Annotated in this window: 31 protein-coding genes and 1 pseudogene; all 32 read left to right on the plus strand. The window is 67.6% G+C overall.

What is annotated here, in order from left to right; translation table 11 throughout:
- A partial coding sequence (tuf, locus tag VEC57_03160) for an elongation factor Tu (GenBank protein ID HYB98113.1) occupies window positions 1-226 on the plus strand: 226 nt, incomplete at its 5' end.
- Window positions 227-307: 81 nt separating this feature from the next.
- Complete coding sequence (rpsJ, locus tag VEC57_03165; GenBank protein HYB98114.1) at window positions 308-619, plus strand: 30S ribosomal protein S10; 312 nt, start codon at window positions 308-310, stop codon at window positions 617-619.
- A gap of 8 nt (window positions 620-627) precedes the next feature.
- On the plus strand, window positions 628-1,293 hold the full coding sequence (rplC, locus tag VEC57_03170) for a 50S ribosomal protein L3 (protein ID HYB98115.1): 666 nt from the start codon (window positions 628-630) through the stop codon (window positions 1,291-1,293).
- Window positions 1,294-1,301: 8 nt separating this feature from the next.
- A complete protein-coding gene (gene rplD, locus VEC57_03175) occupies window positions 1,302-1,922 on the plus strand; it encodes a 50S ribosomal protein L4 (protein ID HYB98116.1) in 621 nt (206 codons plus the stop codon).
- 9 nt (window positions 1,923-1,931) lie between these two features.
- Window positions 1,932-2,219 carry a 50S ribosomal protein L23 gene (locus VEC57_03180; GenBank protein ID HYB98117.1) on the plus strand — a complete coding sequence of 96 codons (288 nt, stop codon included), beginning with the start codon at window positions 1,932-1,934 and terminating at the stop codon, window positions 2,217-2,219.
- A gap of 16 nt (window positions 2,220-2,235) precedes the next feature.
- Window positions 2,236-3,060 (plus strand): 50S ribosomal protein L2, encoded by an 825-nt coding sequence (gene rplB, locus VEC57_03185; GenBank protein ID HYB98118.1) that lies wholly within the window; start codon window positions 2,236-2,238, stop codon window positions 3,058-3,060.
- Window positions 3,061-3,074: 14 nt separating this feature from the next.
- On the plus strand, window positions 3,075-3,353 hold the full coding sequence (rpsS, locus tag VEC57_03190) for a 30S ribosomal protein S19 (GenBank protein HYB98119.1): 279 nt from the start codon (window positions 3,075-3,077) through the stop codon (window positions 3,351-3,353).
- A gap of 8 nt (window positions 3,354-3,361) precedes the next feature.
- Window positions 3,362-3,712 carry a 50S ribosomal protein L22 gene (gene rplV / locus VEC57_03195; protein HYB98120.1) on the plus strand — a complete coding sequence of 117 codons (351 nt, stop codon included), beginning with the start codon at window positions 3,362-3,364 and terminating at the stop codon, window positions 3,710-3,712.
- Between the two features lie 5 nt (window positions 3,713-3,717).
- Window positions 3,718-4,395: a 30S ribosomal protein S3 gene (gene rpsC / locus VEC57_03200; GenBank protein ID HYB98121.1), complete on the plus strand. Its 678-nt coding sequence runs from the start codon at window positions 3,718-3,720 to the stop codon at window positions 4,393-4,395.
- A gap of 6 nt (window positions 4,396-4,401) precedes the next feature.
- Complete coding sequence (rplP, locus tag VEC57_03205; GenBank protein HYB98122.1) at window positions 4,402-4,836, plus strand: 50S ribosomal protein L16; 435 nt, start codon at window positions 4,402-4,404, stop codon at window positions 4,834-4,836.
- Window positions 4,823-5,032, plus strand: coding sequence for a 50S ribosomal protein L29 (rpmC, locus tag VEC57_03210; protein ID HYB98123.1), 210 nt, complete (start codon window positions 4,823-4,825; stop codon window positions 5,030-5,032). Before rplP ends, rpmC begins: the two co-directional genes overlap by 14 nt.
- Before the next feature lie 17 nt (window positions 5,033-5,049).
- Window positions 5,050-5,301: pseudogene (rpsQ, locus tag VEC57_03215) on the plus strand (30S ribosomal protein S17).
- Between the two features lie 84 nt (window positions 5,302-5,385).
- On the plus strand, window positions 5,386-5,754 hold the full coding sequence (gene rplN / locus VEC57_03220) for a 50S ribosomal protein L14 (GenBank protein HYB98124.1): 369 nt from the start codon (window positions 5,386-5,388) through the stop codon (window positions 5,752-5,754).
- Window positions 5,755-5,759: 5 nt separating this feature from the next.
- Entirely contained in the window at window positions 5,760-6,092 is a 333-nt protein-coding gene (rplX, locus tag VEC57_03225; protein HYB98125.1) for a 50S ribosomal protein L24, read from the plus strand.
- Between the two features lie 12 nt (window positions 6,093-6,104).
- A complete protein-coding gene (gene rplE, locus VEC57_03230) occupies window positions 6,105-6,689 on the plus strand; it encodes a 50S ribosomal protein L5 (GenBank protein HYB98126.1) in 585 nt (194 codons plus the stop codon).
- 6 nt (window positions 6,690-6,695) lie between these two features.
- A complete protein-coding gene (locus tag VEC57_03235; protein ID HYB98127.1) occupies window positions 6,696-6,881 on the plus strand; it encodes a type Z 30S ribosomal protein S14 in 186 nt (61 codons plus the stop codon).
- Window positions 6,882-6,899: 18 nt separating this feature from the next.
- Window positions 6,900-7,298, plus strand: a complete 399-nt coding sequence (rpsH, locus tag VEC57_03240) for a 30S ribosomal protein S8 (protein HYB98128.1) — start codon at window positions 6,900-6,902, stop codon at window positions 7,296-7,298.
- 1 nt (window position 7,299) lies between these two features.
- On the plus strand, window positions 7,300-7,845 hold the full coding sequence (gene rplF / locus VEC57_03245) for a 50S ribosomal protein L6 (GenBank protein HYB98129.1): 546 nt from the start codon (window positions 7,300-7,302) through the stop codon (window positions 7,843-7,845).
- A gap of 26 nt (window positions 7,846-7,871) precedes the next feature.
- Window positions 7,872-8,219, plus strand: coding sequence for a 50S ribosomal protein L18 (gene rplR / locus VEC57_03250; protein HYB98130.1), 348 nt, complete (start codon window positions 7,872-7,874; stop codon window positions 8,217-8,219).
- Window positions 8,220-8,234: 15 nt separating this feature from the next.
- Window positions 8,235-8,750 carry a 30S ribosomal protein S5 gene (gene rpsE, locus VEC57_03255; GenBank protein ID HYB98131.1) on the plus strand — a complete coding sequence of 172 codons (516 nt, stop codon included), beginning with the start codon at window positions 8,235-8,237 and terminating at the stop codon, window positions 8,748-8,750.
- A complete protein-coding gene (gene rpmD, locus VEC57_03260; protein HYB98132.1) occupies window positions 8,750-8,938 on the plus strand; it encodes a 50S ribosomal protein L30 in 189 nt (62 codons plus the stop codon). Before rpsE ends, rpmD begins: the two co-directional genes overlap by 1 nt.
- Before the next feature lie 3 nt (window positions 8,939-8,941).
- A complete protein-coding gene (gene rplO / locus VEC57_03265) occupies window positions 8,942-9,412 on the plus strand; it encodes a 50S ribosomal protein L15 (protein ID HYB98133.1) in 471 nt (156 codons plus the stop codon).
- A gap of 3 nt (window positions 9,413-9,415) precedes the next feature.
- Window positions 9,416-10,723 (plus strand): preprotein translocase subunit SecY, encoded by a 1,308-nt coding sequence (secY, locus tag VEC57_03270; protein ID HYB98134.1) that lies wholly within the window; start codon window positions 9,416-9,418, stop codon window positions 10,721-10,723.
- Window positions 10,724-10,728: 5 nt separating this feature from the next.
- Window positions 10,729-11,373: an adenylate kinase gene (locus VEC57_03275; protein HYB98135.1), complete on the plus strand. Its 645-nt coding sequence runs from the start codon at window positions 10,729-10,731 to the stop codon at window positions 11,371-11,373.
- Complete coding sequence (gene map, locus VEC57_03280; GenBank protein HYB98136.1) at window positions 11,370-12,131, plus strand: type I methionyl aminopeptidase; 762 nt, start codon at window positions 11,370-11,372, stop codon at window positions 12,129-12,131. The genes VEC57_03275 and map overlap by 4 nt, the downstream gene beginning before the upstream one ends.
- 2 nt (window positions 12,132-12,133) lie before the next feature.
- Complete coding sequence (gene rpmJ, locus VEC57_03285; GenBank protein HYB98137.1) at window positions 12,134-12,247, plus strand: 50S ribosomal protein L36; 114 nt, start codon at window positions 12,134-12,136, stop codon at window positions 12,245-12,247.
- A gap of 34 nt (window positions 12,248-12,281) precedes the next feature.
- Window positions 12,282-12,662 (plus strand): 30S ribosomal protein S13, encoded by a 381-nt coding sequence (gene rpsM, locus VEC57_03290; protein HYB98138.1) that lies wholly within the window; start codon window positions 12,282-12,284, stop codon window positions 12,660-12,662.
- A 57-nt stretch (window positions 12,663-12,719) separates the two neighbouring features.
- The gene (gene rpsK / locus VEC57_03295) at window positions 12,720-13,127 is read left to right on the plus strand and encodes a 30S ribosomal protein S11 (protein HYB98139.1); all 408 of its coding nucleotides are present in this window, start codon (window positions 12,720-12,722) and stop codon (window positions 13,125-13,127) included.
- Window positions 13,128-13,326: 199 nt separating this feature from the next.
- A complete protein-coding gene (rpsD, locus tag VEC57_03300; protein ID HYB98140.1) occupies window positions 13,327-13,956 on the plus strand; it encodes a 30S ribosomal protein S4 in 630 nt (209 codons plus the stop codon).
- A 46-nt stretch (window positions 13,957-14,002) separates the two neighbouring features.
- Complete coding sequence (locus tag VEC57_03305) at window positions 14,003-15,013, plus strand: DNA-directed RNA polymerase subunit alpha (GenBank protein HYB98141.1); 1,011 nt, start codon at window positions 14,003-14,005, stop codon at window positions 15,011-15,013.
- A gap of 3 nt (window positions 15,014-15,016) precedes the next feature.
- Window positions 15,017-15,427, plus strand: coding sequence for a 50S ribosomal protein L17 (gene rplQ / locus VEC57_03310; GenBank protein HYB98142.1), 411 nt, complete (start codon window positions 15,017-15,019; stop codon window positions 15,425-15,427).
- A gap of 205 nt (window positions 15,428-15,632) precedes the next feature.
- Window positions 15,633-17,297 (plus strand): arginine--tRNA ligase, encoded by a 1,665-nt coding sequence (argS, locus tag VEC57_03315; GenBank protein HYB98143.1) that lies wholly within the window; start codon window positions 15,633-15,635, stop codon window positions 17,295-17,297.
- The last annotated feature ends 11 nt before the right edge of the window (window positions 17,298-17,308 follow it).

The following is a 17,308-nucleotide window of genomic DNA, read 5'->3' on the forward strand; positions in this document are numbered from 1 at the left end:
CACGCCGTTCTTCAACGGCTACCGGCCCCAGTTCTACTTCCGCACCACCGACGTCACGGGCGTATGCACGCTGCCCGAGGGCACCGAGATGGTGATGCCGGGTGACACCATCAACATCGCGGTCAACCTGATCACGCCCATTGCCATGGATGAGGGCCTGCGCTTCGCCATCCGCGAAGGCGGCCGCACCGTGGGTGCCGGCGTGGTCGTGAAGATCACCGAGTGAAGAGCGGACGAGCGGACAGCGCGAGCCAAAGGAACATCGTTTCAGTGACATCGACCCAGGTACACGCCCAGGTACACCCCAATGATGAGTGAGCGCATCCGCATCCGTCTCAAAGCGTACGATCATCGCGTACTGGACCAGTCCGTGCGCGAGATCGTCGACGCAGTTCGCCGCACGGGCGGGCGCGTCGCCGGACCCGTACCCATGCCCACGCGCATAGAGCGTTTCACCGTGAACCGCTCTCCGCACGTGGACAAGAAATCGCGCGAGCAGTTCGAGATCCGCACTCACAAGCGGCTTCTCGACATCCTCGAGCCCACGCAACAGACGATCGACTCGCTCGGCAAGCTCGACCTGCCTGCCGGCGTCGACGTCGAGATCAAGCTGCACTAGGTGAAGCGATGCTCGGTTTGATTGGCAAGAAACTCGGGATGACCCAGCGCTTCGTCGGCGATGGCAACGTCGTTCCGGTCACGGTCATCGAGACGGGGCCGTGCACCGTGGTGCAGGTTCGCACGCGCGATCGCGACGGCTACGACGCGCTCCAACTCGGCTTCGGCAAGCGCCGCGAGAAGAACCTGAGCAAGGCCGAGCGCAACCACCGCGCCAAGGGCGGCCGGGCCGACTTCAACACGCTTCTCGAGTTCCGGCTGGACGGTCCCGCCGAGTACGAGGTCGGGCAGCAGCTGACGCTGGATGCGCTGTTCTCGGCCGGCGACCGCATCGACGTCACCGGCACGACCAAGGGCAAGGGCTTCCAGGGCGTCATGAAGCGGCACGGCTTCGGCGGCCATCGCGCCACGCACGGCACGCACGAGTCGTTCCGCGGCCCCGGCTCCATCGGCTGCCGTTCCTTCCCGGGCCGTGTGTTCAAGGGCAAGCGCATGGACGGCCACATGGGCCAGGTGCGGCGCACCACGCAGAACCTGTCGGTCATCGAGGTTCGGCCCGAGCAGAACCTCATTCTGGTCAAGGGCGCCGTGCCCGGCGCCAAGGGAACCGAGATCGTCGTTCGCCCGGCGGTCAAACGCGGCCGCGCCGGACGCCGTCCGGTCGCGGAGGCCTGAGGACGATCATGGAGACGTCGGTCTACAACCGCAGCAATCAGGAGGTGGGGCGCGTGTCGCTGCCCGCCATCTTCGAGACGCGCGTCAACGACAGCCTGCTGTTCGATCAGGTGCTGAGCCAGCTCGCCTCGCGGCGCGCCGGCACGCATGCGACGAAGACGCGCGGCTTCGTCAGCGGCGGCGGCAAGAAGCCGTGGAAGCAGAAGGGCACCGGCCGCGCGCGTGCCGGCTCCTCGCGCTCCCCGATCTGGCGCGGCGGCGCGATCATCTTCGGACCGCAGCCGCGCAGCTACGACTACCGCCTGCCGCGGTCCTCGCGAAAGGGCGCGCTGGCCAGCGCGCTGGCGCAGAAGGCGCGTGACGGTCAGCTCAAGGTCGTCGATGCGCTCGCGCTGGATCAGCCCAAGACCAAGGAGCTGGCCGCGCTGCTGTCGGCGCTCGGGGTGGCCGACAGCGTGCTCGTCGTCATCGGCGAGCGCGATCGCAACATCGAGCTGGCCGGCCGCAACATCCCGCGCGTCCTGGTCCTGCCGGTGGAGGGCCTGAACGTGTACGACATCCTCAAGTACAAGAACCTGCTCGTGGCGCAGGAGACCCTGGCGGCGATTCAGGAGCGGCTGGAAAAGTAGGTGGAAGGCATGAGCTCCGTATTTCAGACGCTCAAGGCGCCGGTGATCACCGAGAAGGGCACGCTGGTGGCCGAGTCCAACCAGATCGTCTTCAAGGTGCACCCGCAGGCGACCAAGACCCAGATCCGCAGCGCCGTCGAGGAGCTGTTCGAGGTCAAGGTCTCGGCCGTGCGCACGGTCAACTACATGGGCAAGCGCAAGCGCTACGGCCGCACCATGGGCACCAAGCCCAAATGGAAGAAGGCCTACGTGACGCTGGCCGACGGCAACGCCGCCGACCTGCTCGAGAAGATCTGACGAGGGGACCAGGAACGTGGCAGTCAAGATTTTCAAACCCTCTTCGCCGGGCCGGCGCTTCCAGACCGGCTTCGACTTCGAGGAGATCACGCGCACCGAGCCCGAGAAGTCGCTGCTGGGGCCGATCAAGAAGTCGGGCGGGCGCAACGCGCGCGGCCGCATCACCTCGCGCCATCGCGGCGGCGGGCACAAGCGCCGCTACCGCCTGATCGACTTCCGGCGCGACAAGGATGCGATTCCCGGCCGCATCGACTCGATCGAATACGATCCGAACCGCTCCGCACGCATCGCGTTGCTCGTGTATGCGGACGGCGAGAAGCGCTACATCGTCGCGCCCGAAGGGACCAAGGCCGGCGACACCATCACCTCGGGCCCCGAGTCCGACATCAAGCCGGGCAACACGCTTCCGCTCGAGCGCATCCCCGTGGGCACCACGGTCCATTCGATCGAGCTCAAGCCTGGCGCCGGCGGCAAGATCGCGCGCAGCGCCGGCTGCGGCGCCCAGCTCGTCGCCAAGGAAGGCGACTACGCGCTCCTGCGCCTGCCTTCGGGCGAGCTGCGCAACGTGCGCAAGACCTGCCGCGCCACCGTCGGCCAGGTCGGCAACGCGCAGCACGAGAACATCTCGATCGGCAAGGCGGGCCGCGCGCGCTGGAAGGGCAAACGCCCGCAGACGCGCGGGATCGCCATGAACCCCGTCGACCATCCGCATGGCGGCGGCGAAGGCCGCGCCAAGGGCAATCATCCGCAGACGCCGTGGGGCAAGCCGACCAAGGGCGCCCGGACGCGCAGCAACGCACGCACCGACAAGTTCATCGTGGCGCGGCGCAAGAAGAAGTAGCCGGAGGAACCGCAGTGCCGAGGTCCATCAAGAAAGGTCCGTTCGTGGATGCCTTCCTTCTCAAGAAGGTGTCCAGCCAGAGCGTCGACGACCGGCGTCCGATCAAGACCTGGTCGCGGCGCTCGACCGTCGTGCCCGAGTTCATCGGCTACACGCTGTCGGTGCACAACGGCCGCCGTTTCCTGCCCATCTACGTCACCGAGAACATGGTGGGCCACAAGCTCGGCGAGTTCGCTCCGACGCGCACGTTCCAGGCGCACTCGGGCGCGCGCAAGACCGAAGTGAAGAAGTAGGGCGCGTCATGGAGACCAAGGCCATCGCTCGCTACCAGCAGATCTCTCCGCAGAAGTGCCGCCTGGTCGCCGACCTGGTGCGCGGCTGCGACGTCGAGAAGGCGCTGTCGATCCTGGAGTTCACGCAGAAGAAGGCGGCTCGCCTGGTCGAGAAGACCGTGCGCAGCGCCGTCGCCAACGCCGAGAACAACGACAACGCCGACGTCGACAAGCTCTACATCAAGACGATCATGGTGGATCCGGGGCCGCATGCCGGCCGCTTCCGGCCGCGCGCCCAGGGCCGCGCCACCGCCATCCGCAAGCGCACGAGCCACATCACGGTGGTCGTCGACTCGCGCGAGAAGAAGGCACGAGGCTAGTTCCAGTGGGACAGAAGACACATCCGAAGGGTTTTCGCCTGGGCGTGACCGAGACGTGGGACGCGCGCTGGTTCGCCGGCAAGACCTACGCCGACCTGCTCCAGCAGGACCTCAAGATCCGCAAGTTCCTCAAGAAGCGCCTCAGCCATGCCGGCGTCCCGCGCATCGAGATCGAGCGCGCGGCGCGCAACGTCCGCGTGCACATCCACACCGCCCGTCCCGGCATCGTCATCGGCAAGAAGGGCGCCGAGATCGAGAAGCTCAAGGCCGACATCGTCAAGATGGCGGGCAAGGACAGCTTCGTCGAGATCCACGAGATCCGCCGCCCCGACCTCGACGCGCAGCTGGTGGCCGAGAACATCGCGCTGCAGCTCGAGCGCCGCGTGATGTTCCGCCGCGCGATGAAGGAAGCGGTGGCGCGCGCGATGCGCATGGGCGCGCAGGGCATCCGCGTGCAGTGCGCCGGGCGCCTGGGCGGCCACGAGATCGCGCGCACCGAGTGGTACCGCGAGGGCCGCGTTCCCCTGCACACGCTGCGCGCCGACGTTCAGTACGCGCTGGCCGAGGCCCGCACCACCTTCGGCGTCATCGGCGTCAAGGTGTGGGTCTACAAGGGCGAGGGCGTCACCAAGCTGCACGAGGAGCCGGCGGCGCCGCGCAAGGCCGGAGCACCCGGAGCGTAGAGAGCCATGCTGCAGCCCAAGAAGACCAAGTTCCGCAAGATGCAGAAGATGAAGGGCCGCGAGCGCGGGCTTGCCCACACCGGCAACCAGCTCAGCTTCGGCGACTACGGGCTGATGGCCACGGACTGGGGACGCCTGACGGCGCGCCAGATCGAGGCCGCCCGTATCGCCATCACGCGCCACATCAAGCGCGGCGGCCGCGTCTGGATCCGCATCTTCCCCGACCTGCCCATCACCAAGAAGCCGGCGGAAGTCCGCATGGGCAAAGGCAAGGGATCGCCCGAGGCCTGGGTCTGCCCGGTGCAGCCCGGCCGCATGTTGTTCGAGATGGAAGGCGTCGAGCCGGAGATCGCCAAGCAGGCGATGCGCCTGGCGGCGCACAAGCTGCCGATCTCCACGCGCTTCTGCGCCAGAGAGGAAGCCGGTCATGCTGCCCACTGAAGTTCGCAAGCTGTCCGAAGCCGAGCTCGGCAAGCGCGTCCAGGAGCTGCGCGAGAAGGTCGCGCGCCTGACCATGAAGCGCAACGCGCGCCGGCTCGACAAGCCCTCCGAGCTGATTGCCGCGCGCCGTGATCTGGCGCGCATGCTGACGATCGCCGGCGAGAAGCGCCGTAGCGCCGTCAAGGGAGTGAAGTGATGAGCGAGGTTGCCACCATGGAGCGCGCGCGGGCCCGGACCCGCGAAGGCCTCGTCGTCAGCAACAAGATGGACAAGACCGCGGTGGTCTCCGTGGCGCGCCGAGTCCGGCACGGCAAGTACCACAAGACGCTGGTCCTCCACAGCAAGTACATGGTCCACGACGAGCGCAACGAGTGCGAGGTCGGGGACCGCGTGCTGATCGTGGAGTCGCGCCCGCTGTCGCGGCACAAGCGCTGGCGCCTGCGCCGCGTGCTCGAGAAGGCCGTCAAGGCCATCGAGATCATCGACGAGCCGACGGGCCAGAGCGACGCCAACGAGCCCGAGCGCGCCTAGGCGAAGAGGACGGATCAGATGATCAGCCAAGAAACAGTCCTGGACGTGGCCGACAATTCGGGAGCGCGCCGCATCCTTTGCATCCGCGTCCTCGGCGGCACGCGCCGCCGCTATGCGCGCATCGGCGACGTCATCGTGGGCAGCGTCAAGGAAGCCATTCCGGGCGGCAAGGTCACCAAGGGCCAGGTCGTCAAGGCGGTGGTGGTGCGCACCAAGCGAGAGACGCGCCGCCCCGACGGCTCCTACATCCGCTTCGACACCAATTCGGCGGTGATCCTGGACAACCAGGGCGAGCCCGTCGGAACCCGCATCTTCGGACCGGTGGCGCGCGAGCTGCGCGCCCGCAAGTTCATGAAGATCATCTCGCTGGCTCCCGAGGTCCTGTAAGCGTCATGGCCAAGCAGAACATCAAGAAGGGCGACACCGTCATCGTCATTGCCGGGCGCGACCGCGGCAAGACCGGCAAGGTCGTGCGCCTGGTGCACGAGGACGACAAGATCATCATCGAGCGCATCGCCGTGGTGAAGCGCCATCGCAAACCTCGCGGGCAGGAGCCCGGCGGCATCCTGGAGAAGGAGACTCCGATCCACATCTCCAACGTCATGCTGCTGGACCCGGCCAGCAACAAGCCCACGCGCGTGGGCCGCAAGATCATCGAACACGGCGGCAAGCGCCGCAGCGTCCGTCTGGCCCGCGTCAGCGGCGAGACCATCGACGCGAAGTAGAACGGGAAGAGAATGGCTACCGAGAAACCGACGCTGCAAAAGCGCTACGAGAACGAGATTCGGCCCGCTTTGCAGAAGCAGTTCGGCCACACCTCCGTCATGGCCGTGCCGCGTCTGACCAAGATCGTGCTCAACGTGGGCATGGGCGACGCGGTCCAGAACCCCAAGCTCATCGACGGCGCCGTCGACGAGCTGGCCAGGATCACCGGTCAGAAGCCGGTCGTCACGCGCGCGCGCAAGGCGATTTCGAACTTCAAGCTGCGCGAGAACATGCCGATCGGCATCGCCGTGACGCTGCGCCGCGAGCGCATGTACGAGTTCCTGGAGCGGCTGATCTCGGTGTCGCTGCCGCGCGTGCGCGATTTCCGCGGCCTGCTCCCGCGCGGCTTCGACGGCCAGGGCAACTACAGCCTCGGCCTGCGCGAGCAGATCATCTTTCCCGAGATCGACCTGGACAAGGTCGACAAGGTTCACGGGCTGAGCATCACCATCGTCACCACGGCAACCGACGACGCGCAGGGCCGCGCACTGCTGACGGCGCTGGGCATGCCGTTCCGTGCGCCGGCCGGGCAGCAGCAGCAGCAACAGCAGGGGTAACAGGCAGTGGCCAAGAAGTCTTTGATCATCAAGTCGCAGCGCAAGCCGAAGTTCGGCGTGCGCGGATACACGCGGTGCCTGCAGTGCGGCCGGCCGCGCAGCGTCTACCGCCGTTTCAAGCTCTGTCGCATCTGCGTGCGCAACCTTGCCCGCGAGGGAGCGATCCCCGGCCTCGTCAAGGCGAGCTGGTAGGCGAGGGAGGAACCGACCATGTCGATGACCGATCCCATTGCCGATCTGCTCACGCGCATCCGCAACGCCTGCCACGGCCGGCGCGACCACGTGGTGCTGCCGTGGTCCCGGGTCAAGGAGGGCATCGCGCGGGTGCTGCGCGAGGAGGGCTACGTGCGCGACTTCGAGGTGGCGGGCGAGGGCGCGCAGCGCCAGCTCACCATCTACATCCGCTACTCCGACAACGGCGCCCCGGTGCTGACCGGCGTGCGGCGCATCAGCCGTCCCGGCCTGCGCCGCTACAGCTCGTCCAAGGAAGCGCCGCGCGTTCGCGGCGGCCTGGGCGTGAGCATCCTGAGCACTCCGCTCGGCCTGCTGGCCGATCGCGAGGCGCGCCGCCGCGGTGTCGGCGGAGAAATTCTCTGCGAGGTCTGGTGACGTGTCGAGACTGGGAAAAGTACCTCTGGTCGTGCCCAAGGGCGTGACGCTGAAGGTCGAGGGCGACGAGCTGGTGGCCAAGGGCCCGCTCGGAGAGCTGCGCGTGAAGACCGACCCGGCGGTGCCTCTGACGATCGGCCCCGACAGCATCCTGGTCGGCCGCAACTCCGAGAGCCGCCACGACCGCTCGCGCCAGGGCCTGATCCGCCGCATGGTCTCCAACGCCATCGCCGGCGTCAGCACGGGCTTCACGCGGACGCTCGAGATCACCGGCGTCGGCTACCGCGCCGACGCGCGCGGCACCGATCTCCACCTGACTCTCGGCTACTCGCACCCGATCGTCTATCAGCTGCCGCCCGGCGTGAAGGCCAGCGTGGAGAAGATGACGTCGATCACGGTGTCGGGGGCCAACCGCCAGCTCGTCGGCGAAGTGGCGGCGGGGATTCGAAAGCTGCGTCCGCCCGAGCCGTACAAGGGCAAGGGCGTGCGTTACGGCAACGAGACCATCCAGCGCAAGGCCGGCAAGGCCGGCGCGGCCGGCAAGTAGCCACGAAGCAGTAGGAAGTAAGGACGATGAGCGTTTCAGAGCTTCGCAAGACCGGGCGCGACAGCCGTCGCAAGCGCGTGCGCAAGAAGGTGCTGGGTACCGACAAGCGCCCGCGCGTGTCGGTGTTCCGCTCCAACCGGTACCTGTACGTGCAGGTCATCTCCGACGAGAGCGGCCGCACGCTCGCCGCGGCCTCCACGATGGCGGCCAAGCAGGGCAACAAGACCGCTGCCCAGCAGCTCGGCAAGGACATCGCCGACCGCTGCAAGCAGCTCTCGATCAACGAAGTGGTCTTCGACCGCGGCGGGTATCGCTACCACGGCCGCGTGCAGGCCCTGGCCGATGCTGCTCGCGAAGCGGGCCTCAAGTTCTAGGACGCAGGAAGATCAATGGCGCGACGCGATCAACAGCAGGGACAGGGCACCGACAGCGAGTTCAAGGAGCGCGTGGTTCACATCAACCGCGTGGCCAAGGTCGTCAAGGGCGGCCGGCGCTTCAGCTTCAGCGCGCTCGTCGTGGTCGGTGACGGCGCGGGACGCGTCGGCTACGGCGTGGGCAAGGCCAAGGAAGTGCCGGAGGCCATCCGCAAGGCCGTCGAGCGGGCGCGCAAGGGCATGGTGCGGATACCGCTGTCGTCGGGGACCATCCCGTACGCGGTGGTCGGCGACTACGGCGCGGGTCAGGTGTTCCTGCGGCCGGCCTCGGCCGGTACCGGCGTCATCGCCGGCGGCGGAATCCGTGCGGTGGTCGAGCTGGCCGGCATCGAGAACGTGCTGACCAAGTGCCTGGGCTCGCACAACCCGCACAACATGGTGAAGGCGACCATGGCAGCTCTTTCGCAGCTCGAGGATCCGGGGGCCATCGCCGGACGGCGCGGCAAAGAGCTCAAGGAGATGATTCACTAGTGACCGCTTCGGAAAAAATGCTGAAGATAACGCTGATGGGCAGCTATCGCGGCTGCACCGAAAGACAGCGTGCCACGCTGCGGGGACTCGGCCTTTCGCGCCGCGGCCGCACCGTGGTCCTGCGTGCGACCGCGCCCGTGCGCGGCATGATCTTCAAGGTCGCGCACCTGGTGAAGGTGGAGGGCTAGGCGATGCAGCTCGATTCGATGAAGCCCGCACCGGGCTCCCGCCAGAAGCGCAAGCGGCTCGGCCGCGGACCCGGATCCGGCCTGGGAAAGACCTCGGGCAAGGGCCACAAGGGCCAGGGCGCGCGCTCGGGCGGCGCCGTGACGCCGGGATTCGAAGGCGGCCAGATGCCTCTGGCCCGTCGTCTCCCCAAGTTCGGATTCAAGAACCCGAACCGCGTCCAGTACCAGGTCATCAACATCGGGGAGCTGGCGCAGCGCTTCGAAGCGGGCGCCGTCGTCAACGCCGATGCGCTGCGCGAGCAGGGCCTGGCCAAGCGCACGAACCCGATCAAGATCCTCGGCCACGGCAAGCTCGACCGCGCGCTGACCGTGGAGGCCGACGCGTTCTCGGCCTCTGCCCGCGAGGCGATCGAGAAGGCCGGCGGCAGCGTGCAGATCGCGGCGGCCGAGCCGGCCGAGCAGGGACAAGAGTAAGCAGTGTACACCGGCTTCCAGAACCTGCCGCGCATCCCGGAGCTGCGCCGCCGTCTCGGCTTCACGCTGGCGATGCTGGCCGTCTATCGCCTCGGCGTCGCCGTGCCCACGCCGGGCATCAACGGCGATGCGCTGGCCGAGTACTTCCGGCAGGCCTCCGCCAGCGTCTTCGGGATGGTCAACCTGTTCTCGGGCGGCGCGCTCGAGCGCTTCTCGATCTTCGCGCTCGGGATCATGCCGTACATATCGGCCTCCATCATCCTGCAGCTGATGACGATGGTGGTGCCGTACCTGGAGCGGCTGTCGAAGGAAGGCGAGCAGGGACGGCGCCGAATCACGCAGTACACGCGCTACGGCACGGTGGTGCTGGCGTTCGTGCAGGGCTTCTTCATCTCGCTCGGACTGGAAGCGATCCCGGCGCCCGGCGGCGGCTCGGTCGTCTACGAGGCGGGCTGGAATTTCCGCCTGATGTCGATGATCACGCTGACCTCGGGCACCGTGTTCATCATGTGGCTCGGCGAGCAGATCTCCGAGCGCGGCATCGGCAACGGCATCAGCCTGATCATCTTCGCCGGCATCGTGGCCAGCTTCCCCTCGGCCGTGGCGCAGACCTTCGAGTACATGCGCCAGGGCGAGATCGGCCCCCTGGTCATGGCCGTGCTGGTCGCGCTGATGGTGGTGGTGATCGGCTTCATCATCTTCGTCGAGCGCGGGCAGCGGCGGATTCCGGTGCAGTACGCCAAGCGGGTGGTGGGACGGCGGCTGATGAGCGCGCAGGCCACGCACCTGCCGCTGAAGATCAACATGGCCGGGGTGATCCCGCCGATCTTCGCCTCCTCGCTGCTGATCTTCCCCGGCACCATCGCCCAGTTCGTGCAGCAGCCGGTCTTCCAGCAGGCGGCCGACATGCTGGCGCCGAACTCGATGGTCTACAACGTCATCTACGTGGCGGCCATCATCTTCTTCGCCTACTTCTACACGGCCGTCACCTTCGACCCGAACAACGTGGCCGAGAACCTCCAGAAGGCCGGCGGCTTCATCCCCGGCATTCGTCCGGGCAAGCGCACGGCGGAGTACATCGACCACATCCTGACGCGGCTGACGCTGAGTGGAGCCCTGTACATCTCGGCCGTCTGTGTCCTTCCGGCAGTGCTGATCGCGCAGTTCAACGTCCCGTTCTTCTTCGGCGGAACCGCGCTCCTGATCGTCATCGGTGTGGCCATCGACACGGTGGCGCAGATGCAGGCGCATCTGATCCAGCGCAGCTACGAAGGCTTCATGAAGAAAGGGAAGCTCAGGGGGCGCAGGTAAGCCAAATGCGGATCGCGCTGGTCGGACCACCGGGTTCCGGCAAAGGGACGCAGGGAGAGTTGCTCGGACACAAGCTGTCCGTTCCGCACATCTCTTCCGGCGACCTTCTGCGCGAGGCGACGCGTTCGGGAACTCCCTGGGGAAGCAAGGCCAAGGATTACATGGATCGGGGTCAACTTGTGCCGGATGAGCTGGTTCTGGAGCTCATCAAGGAGCGCGTGTCGCGCAGCGACTGCCGGGGCGGATTCCTGCTCGACGGCTTTCCGCGCAATCCCGATCAGGCGCTCGCGCTTGGGCGCGTGCTCAACGGTGCGGGCCTGGATCACGTGATCGCCATCGAGGTCGCCGAGCAGTCGATCGTCGAGCGTCTGTCGGGGCGCCGCACCTGCCGCGGCTGCGGGCGCCTCTACCACGTGACGTTCAATCCGCCGCGCCGCGCCGGCCGCTGCAACGTGTGCAGCAGCGAGCTGTACGTCCGGGACGACGATCGCGAGGACACGGTGCGCGAGCGGCTGCAGGTGTACCGGCGGCAGACCGAGCCGCTGATGGGGTTTTACGCGGACGCCGGGCTGCTGCGGCGCGTGGACGGCTCGGGAAGTCCCGAGCAGGTCACCACGCGGATCCTGGCCATCGTCGGTGCAGGTCGATGATCGAGACCAAGACCGACAGCGAGATCGAGCGCATGCGCCGGCCGGCCCGCATCACCAGCGAGATCCTGGCTGCGCTGCGCGAGAAGGTGCGCCCGGGCGTGACCACCGCCGACCTGGATCGCGAGGCCGAGCGAATGATCGCCAGGAGCGGGGCGCGTTCGGCGTTCAAGAACTACCGCGTCGGACCGGTCGTCTTTCCGGCCGTGCTGTGCGCGTCGATCAACGACGAGATCGTCCACGGCATTCCCTCTCCGGAGCGCGAGCTGCAGGAGGGCGACATCATCGGCCTGGACTTCGGCGTGGAGATCGACGGATTCTTCGCCGACTCGGCGGTGACGGTGCCGGTGGGCACGATCGACGAGGAGTCGCAGCGGCTGCTGGACGTGGCGCGCAGGAGCCTGGAGATCGGCATCGAGCATGCGCGCGAAGGGGAGCGCCTCGGCGACGTCGGGGCGGCCGTGCAGGAGCACGTCGAGGCCGCGGGCTTTTCGGTCGTGCGCGATTTCGTCGGGCACGGCATCGGTCGCGCGCTGCACGAGGACCCGCAGGTGCCGAACTTCGGCAAGCGCGGCCGCGGGCGATCGCTGGTGCGCGGCATGGTGCTGGCCATCGAGCCGATGGTGAACGCCGGAACGCCGCAGGTGATCGTGGACGAGGACGGCTGGACCGCGCGCACGGCCGACGGCCGGCGCTCGGCCCATTTCGAGCATACGGTGGCCATCACCAGGAACGGCCCCGAGATTTTGACGAAGGTTTGATCATGAAAGTCAGAGCGTCGGTGAAGAAGATGTGTCGCGACTGCAAGGTGATCCGCCGCCAGGGAACGGTGCGCGTGGTCTGCAAGAATCCGCGGCACAAGCAGCGGCAGGGCTGAGCCGAAGGCTCGGCATCAGCAGGAGAGAAGGTTCATGGCCCGAATTGCAGGAGTCGATCTGCCCCGCAACAAGCGGATGGAAGTCGCGCTTACCTATATCTACGGCATCGGTCGCAGCGCCGCCGCGCGGATCCTCGAGATCTCGCGCGTCGATCCCGGCAAGAAGAGCGACGAGCTCACGGACACCGAGATCAACGCCATCCGCGGCGCCATCGACCAGAACTACAAGGTCGAGGGCGATCTGCGCCGCGAAGTGGCGATGAGCATCAAGCGGCTGATGGACCTCGGCTGCTACCGCGGGCTGCGCCACCGCAAGGGCCTGCCCGTGCGCGGCCAGCGCACGCATACCAATGCCCGCACCCGCAAGGGTCCGCGCGTGGCCATCGCCGGCAAGAAGAAGGCCACGAAGAAGTAGGACGCCCATTCCCAGAAACCGGGCCCGCGCCCTTTGCACGCGAGAGAAGAGACTTACATGGCAACCAGACAGCAACAGCAGGCCACCGCCGCCGCGCGCCGGAAGAAGGCCAAGCGCGTGCCCCCCGAGGGCGTCGCGCACATCCAGGCGACCTTCAACAACACCATGGTGACGATCACCGATCCGATCGGGAACGTGGTGGCGTGGGCGAGCGCCGGACAGGCCGGCTTCAAGGGTTCGCGCAAGGGCACGCCGTTCGCGGCGCAGCAGGCGGCGGAAAAGGCCGCCCGCACCTCCATCGACATGGGCATGCGCTCGGTGACGGTGCTGGTGAAGGGGCCCGGCGCGGGACGCGAATCGGCCGTGCGGGCGCTCGGCGCCGCGGGTCTCCAGGTCATCACGATCAAGGACGTGACGCCGATCCCGCACAACGGCTGCCGCCCGCCGAAGAAGCGAAGGGTGTGAGGAGACATGGGGCCAGGTCTTGCATTCGAGCATCTGCAGATCCGAACGCTCGAGCACGACGCCTGACCCCGGCCAGCGGACGCCGCACGATCGACGTCCCCCGGAGGCAGCGCAGCGACGGGCGCCGTCACCGGAAAAATCGCGTCGCCTTTGACGAAACAGCGGCCTGCGGGCCGCCAGGCTAGAGACAAGAAGGACTATGGCACGTTACACCGATCCAGTTTGCAGACTCTGTCGCCGCGAAGGGATGAAGCTCTTCCTCAAGGGCGACCGCTGCTACACCGACAAGTGCGCCATCGAGCGCCGCAACTATCCTCCCGGCCAGCACGGCCAGGGACGCCGCCGCAAGGTGTCCGAATACGCCGTGCAGCTGCGCGAGAAGCAGCGCCTCAAGCGCTGGTACGGCGTCATGGAGAGCCAGTTCCGGCGTTACTTCGAGATGGCCGAGGCCGCCCGAGGCGTCACCGGCGAGGTGCTGCTGAACCTGCTCGAACGCCGGCTCGACAACATGGTGTACCGGCTGGGCATGGCGGCTTCGCGCGCCGAAGCCCGCCAGCTCATCCGCCACCGCCATTTCATGGTCAACGGGCGTCGCGTCGACATCCCCTCGTTCCTGGTCCGCGTCGGCGATCAGATCACGATCGCCGAGCGCAGCCGCGCGAAGGACGTCTTCAAGAAGGCCCTGGAGATTTCGCAGCGCCGCGGCGTGCCCGAGTGGCTCGAGCTCGACGCCGTGGCCTTTACCGGAAAGATCAAGCGTCTGCCTGCCCGCGAGGAGCTGACGATGCCGATCAACGAGCGCCTCGTGGTCGAGCTCTACTCCAAGTAGGCCGCGGATGTACGCTCTCAATTCCGGGACGGAGGGATTCACGCATATGTTGGACAATTGGAAGGATCTGATCCGACCCAAGCTCGAGGTTCGTGAGCTGACCGAGACCTATGGCCGCATCGAGCTCGAGCCTTTCGAGCGCGGCTACGGCACCACGGTCGGCAACGCGATCCGTCGCGTCCTGCTCTCTTCGCTCAAGGGCGCGGCGATCACGTCGGCTCGTATCGACGGCGTGCTGCACGAGTTCTCCACCATCGACGGCGTCACCGAGGACGTCACCGACATCGTCCTGAACCTCAAGGAGGTGCGGCTGCACATCCACGAGGGGCAGCGCCACGTCGGAATGGTCGAGGCGGCGGGGCCGCGCGAGGTGAAGGCGGGCGACATCGACTTCGGCCCGCACGTGACGGTGCTCAACCCCGACCATCACGTCGCCACCGTCGGTCCCGACGGCACGCTACGAATGGAGCTGACGGCCAAGCGCGGCAGCGGCTATGTCACCGCCGACCGCAATCGCGAAGAGGACACGCCGGTCGGCACCATCAACCTGGACGCGACGTTCTCCCCGGTGCGCAAGGTCAACTTCACCGTGACCAGCGCGCGCGTCGGCCAGCGCACCGACTACGACAAGCTCATCCTGGAAGTGTTCACCGACGGCAGCGTCCGTCCCGACGACGCGGTGGCGGTGGCCGCCCGCATCCTGCAGGACCAGCTGGCGGTGTTCATCAACTTCGACGTCGATGCGCTCGAGGCCGAGGAGACCAAGATCGAGCCGGCGATGGAGCAGCTCAACGACAACCTGTTCCGGTGCGTGGACGAGCTCGACCTGTCGGTCCGCTCGGCCAACTGCCTGCAGAACGCCGACATCAAGTACGTCGGCGAGCTGGTGCAGCGCAGCGAGCAGGAGATGCTCAAGACCAAGAACTTCGGCAGGAAATCGCTGCTGGAGATCAAGGAGGTCCTCGGCGAGATGGGGCTGTCGCTCGGGATGCGCATCCCGAACTTCCCCGAGCGCGAGCACCTCGACCGCATGCGCATCGAGCAGGAGAGGTACTAGGCCATGAGACACATGAAGTCCGGGCGCAAGCTCGGGCGGAACTCGTCGCATCGCGACGCCATGTTCCGCAACATGGTGACCTCGCTGATCATGCACGGCCGCATCCGCACCACCGACGCCAAGGCGAAGGAGCTGCGGCGCTGGGCCGACCGCATGATCACGCTCGGCAAGCAGGACACGGTTGCGGCGCGCCGCCGCGCGCGCGCCTACATCCGCACCGACGAGGCGGTCTACAAGCTGTTCTCGGAAGTGGCGCCGCGCTTCGCGCAGCGCGCCGGCGGTTACACGCGCATCATCAAGCTGGGACAGCGCCTCGGTGATGCCGCTCCGCTGTCCCTGGTGGAGCTGACCGAGTTGCCGCCGCCGGTGAAGAAGGCGAAGGCGGGCGAGGAGAAAGAGGCGTCGTCCCGCTGAGCATCCGCCTCGCTCGAAGAGGCGCGGCCACGGGCATGTCCACGGCGGACACGAAGCGCGAAGCGCGGCGCGGTCCGCCGCAGACACGCCCGCGGCCGCGCCGGAAGCCTGCTGGCGCGCCGTTGCGAGATGCGGTGGCCGCGACTGATCGGGTCCATGCCGCCGCGTTTCGCTCGCGGGGTTTCTCTGACATCTACGGTTTCGCATGAAAGCACGTCTGCGAGGGCTGATTGCCGGCGCGTTGGCCAGGGCGCACGAGGCGGGTGATCTCGCGAGCGCGGAGGTGCCGGCGTTCGTCGTCGAGGTTCCGCGCGACGCCACGCACGGCGATCTTGCGAGCAACGTGGCCATGCTGCTGGCGCGGCCCGAGAAGAAGTCGCCGCGCGCACTGGCCGAGCTTCTGATCCGCCACATCGGCGACGGCGGCGGCCTCCTCGCCAGGGTCGAGCCGGCCGGTCCCGGCTTCCTCAACTTCACACTGAGCGACGGTGCCTGGCGCCAGCGCCTGCTCGAGATCGTCGAGGCCGGCGACGCCTACGGCACCGGCGAGAACGGCGGCGGCCAGCGCATCCAGATCGAGTTCTGCTCGGCCAATCCCACCGGGCCGCTGCACATCGGGCACGGGCGCGGCGCCGTCACCGGCGATGCCATCGCGCGCCTGCTCGAGGCGGCCGGTTATGACGTCGACCGCGAGTACTACGTCAACGATGCCGGGGTCCAGATCGAGACGCTCGGCCGCTCGGTTCTGGCGCGCTATCGCGAGCTGCACGGCATCCACGAGCCGTTTCCCGAGGACGGCTATCCCGGCGACTACGTCGTCGACCTTGCGCAGGAGATCATCGAGCGCGACGGGCGGCGCTGGCTGGACGCGCCTGCCGACGAAGCGACTGCCACGCTCGCGCAGTGGGCCGCGGCTCGTCTGCTCGACAACATTCGCGCCGACCTCGAAGCCTTCAACGTGCGGATCGACAACTTCACCTCCGAGCGCGCGCTGCGCCAGCGGGGCAGCGTGCAGGATGCGATCGCCGAGCTTCGCCAGCGCGGGCACATCTACGAGCAGGAAGGCGCGATCTGGATGCGCACCACCGCCTTCGACGACGACAAGGACCGTCCGGTCGTCAAGAGCGACGGCGAGCTGACCTACTTCGGCTGCGACATCGCCTACCACCGCGAGAAGCTGCTCAAGGGCTACGAGCGCATCATCAACGTCTGGGGCGCCGATCATCATGGCTACGTCAGCCGCATCCGCGGCTGCCTGCAGGCGCTCGGCCTCGAGGGCGACAGGCTGCGCGTGGTGCTCGTGCAGATGGTGAGCCTCTCGCGCGACGGCGAGCCGGTGCGCATGGGCAAGAGGACGGGCGAGTTCATCCCGCTGCGCGCGGTGGTGGACGAGGTGGGCAACGATCTGGCGCGGTTCTTCTTCCTGTCGCGCAAGTCGGACGCGCACCTGGACTTCGACCTGGAGCTGGCGCGGCGGCAGACGGCCGAGAACCCGGTCTTCTACGTGCAGTACGCGCACACGCGCATCGCCGGCATCTTCCGTCAGGCCGCCGAGCGCGGCATCGGGATTCCCGAGCCGGGCATCGACGCCGTGCAGGCGCTGTCGCACCCCGACGAGATCGGGTTGATCAAGTTGCTCGCCGAGTTTCCCGAGATCGTCGATGCGGCGGCCGAGGCGCTCGAGCCGCATCGGGTCATCCACTACGTGCAGCGCGTGGCGGGCGACTTCCATCGCTTCTATTCCAGGCACCGTTGCGTCAGCGACGATGCCGAGATGACGGCCGCGCGGCTGCTGCTCGTGGGCGCGGTCGGGCAGGTGATCGGCCGGGCGCTCCGGCTGGTGGGGATCGCGGCCCCGGAGCGGATGTAGCGCGGCAGGCC

This window comes from Candidatus Limnocylindrales bacterium (assembly GCA_035626395.1).
Lineage (GTDB): Bacteria > Desulfobacterota > Binatia > UBA1149 > CAITLU01 > DASPNH01.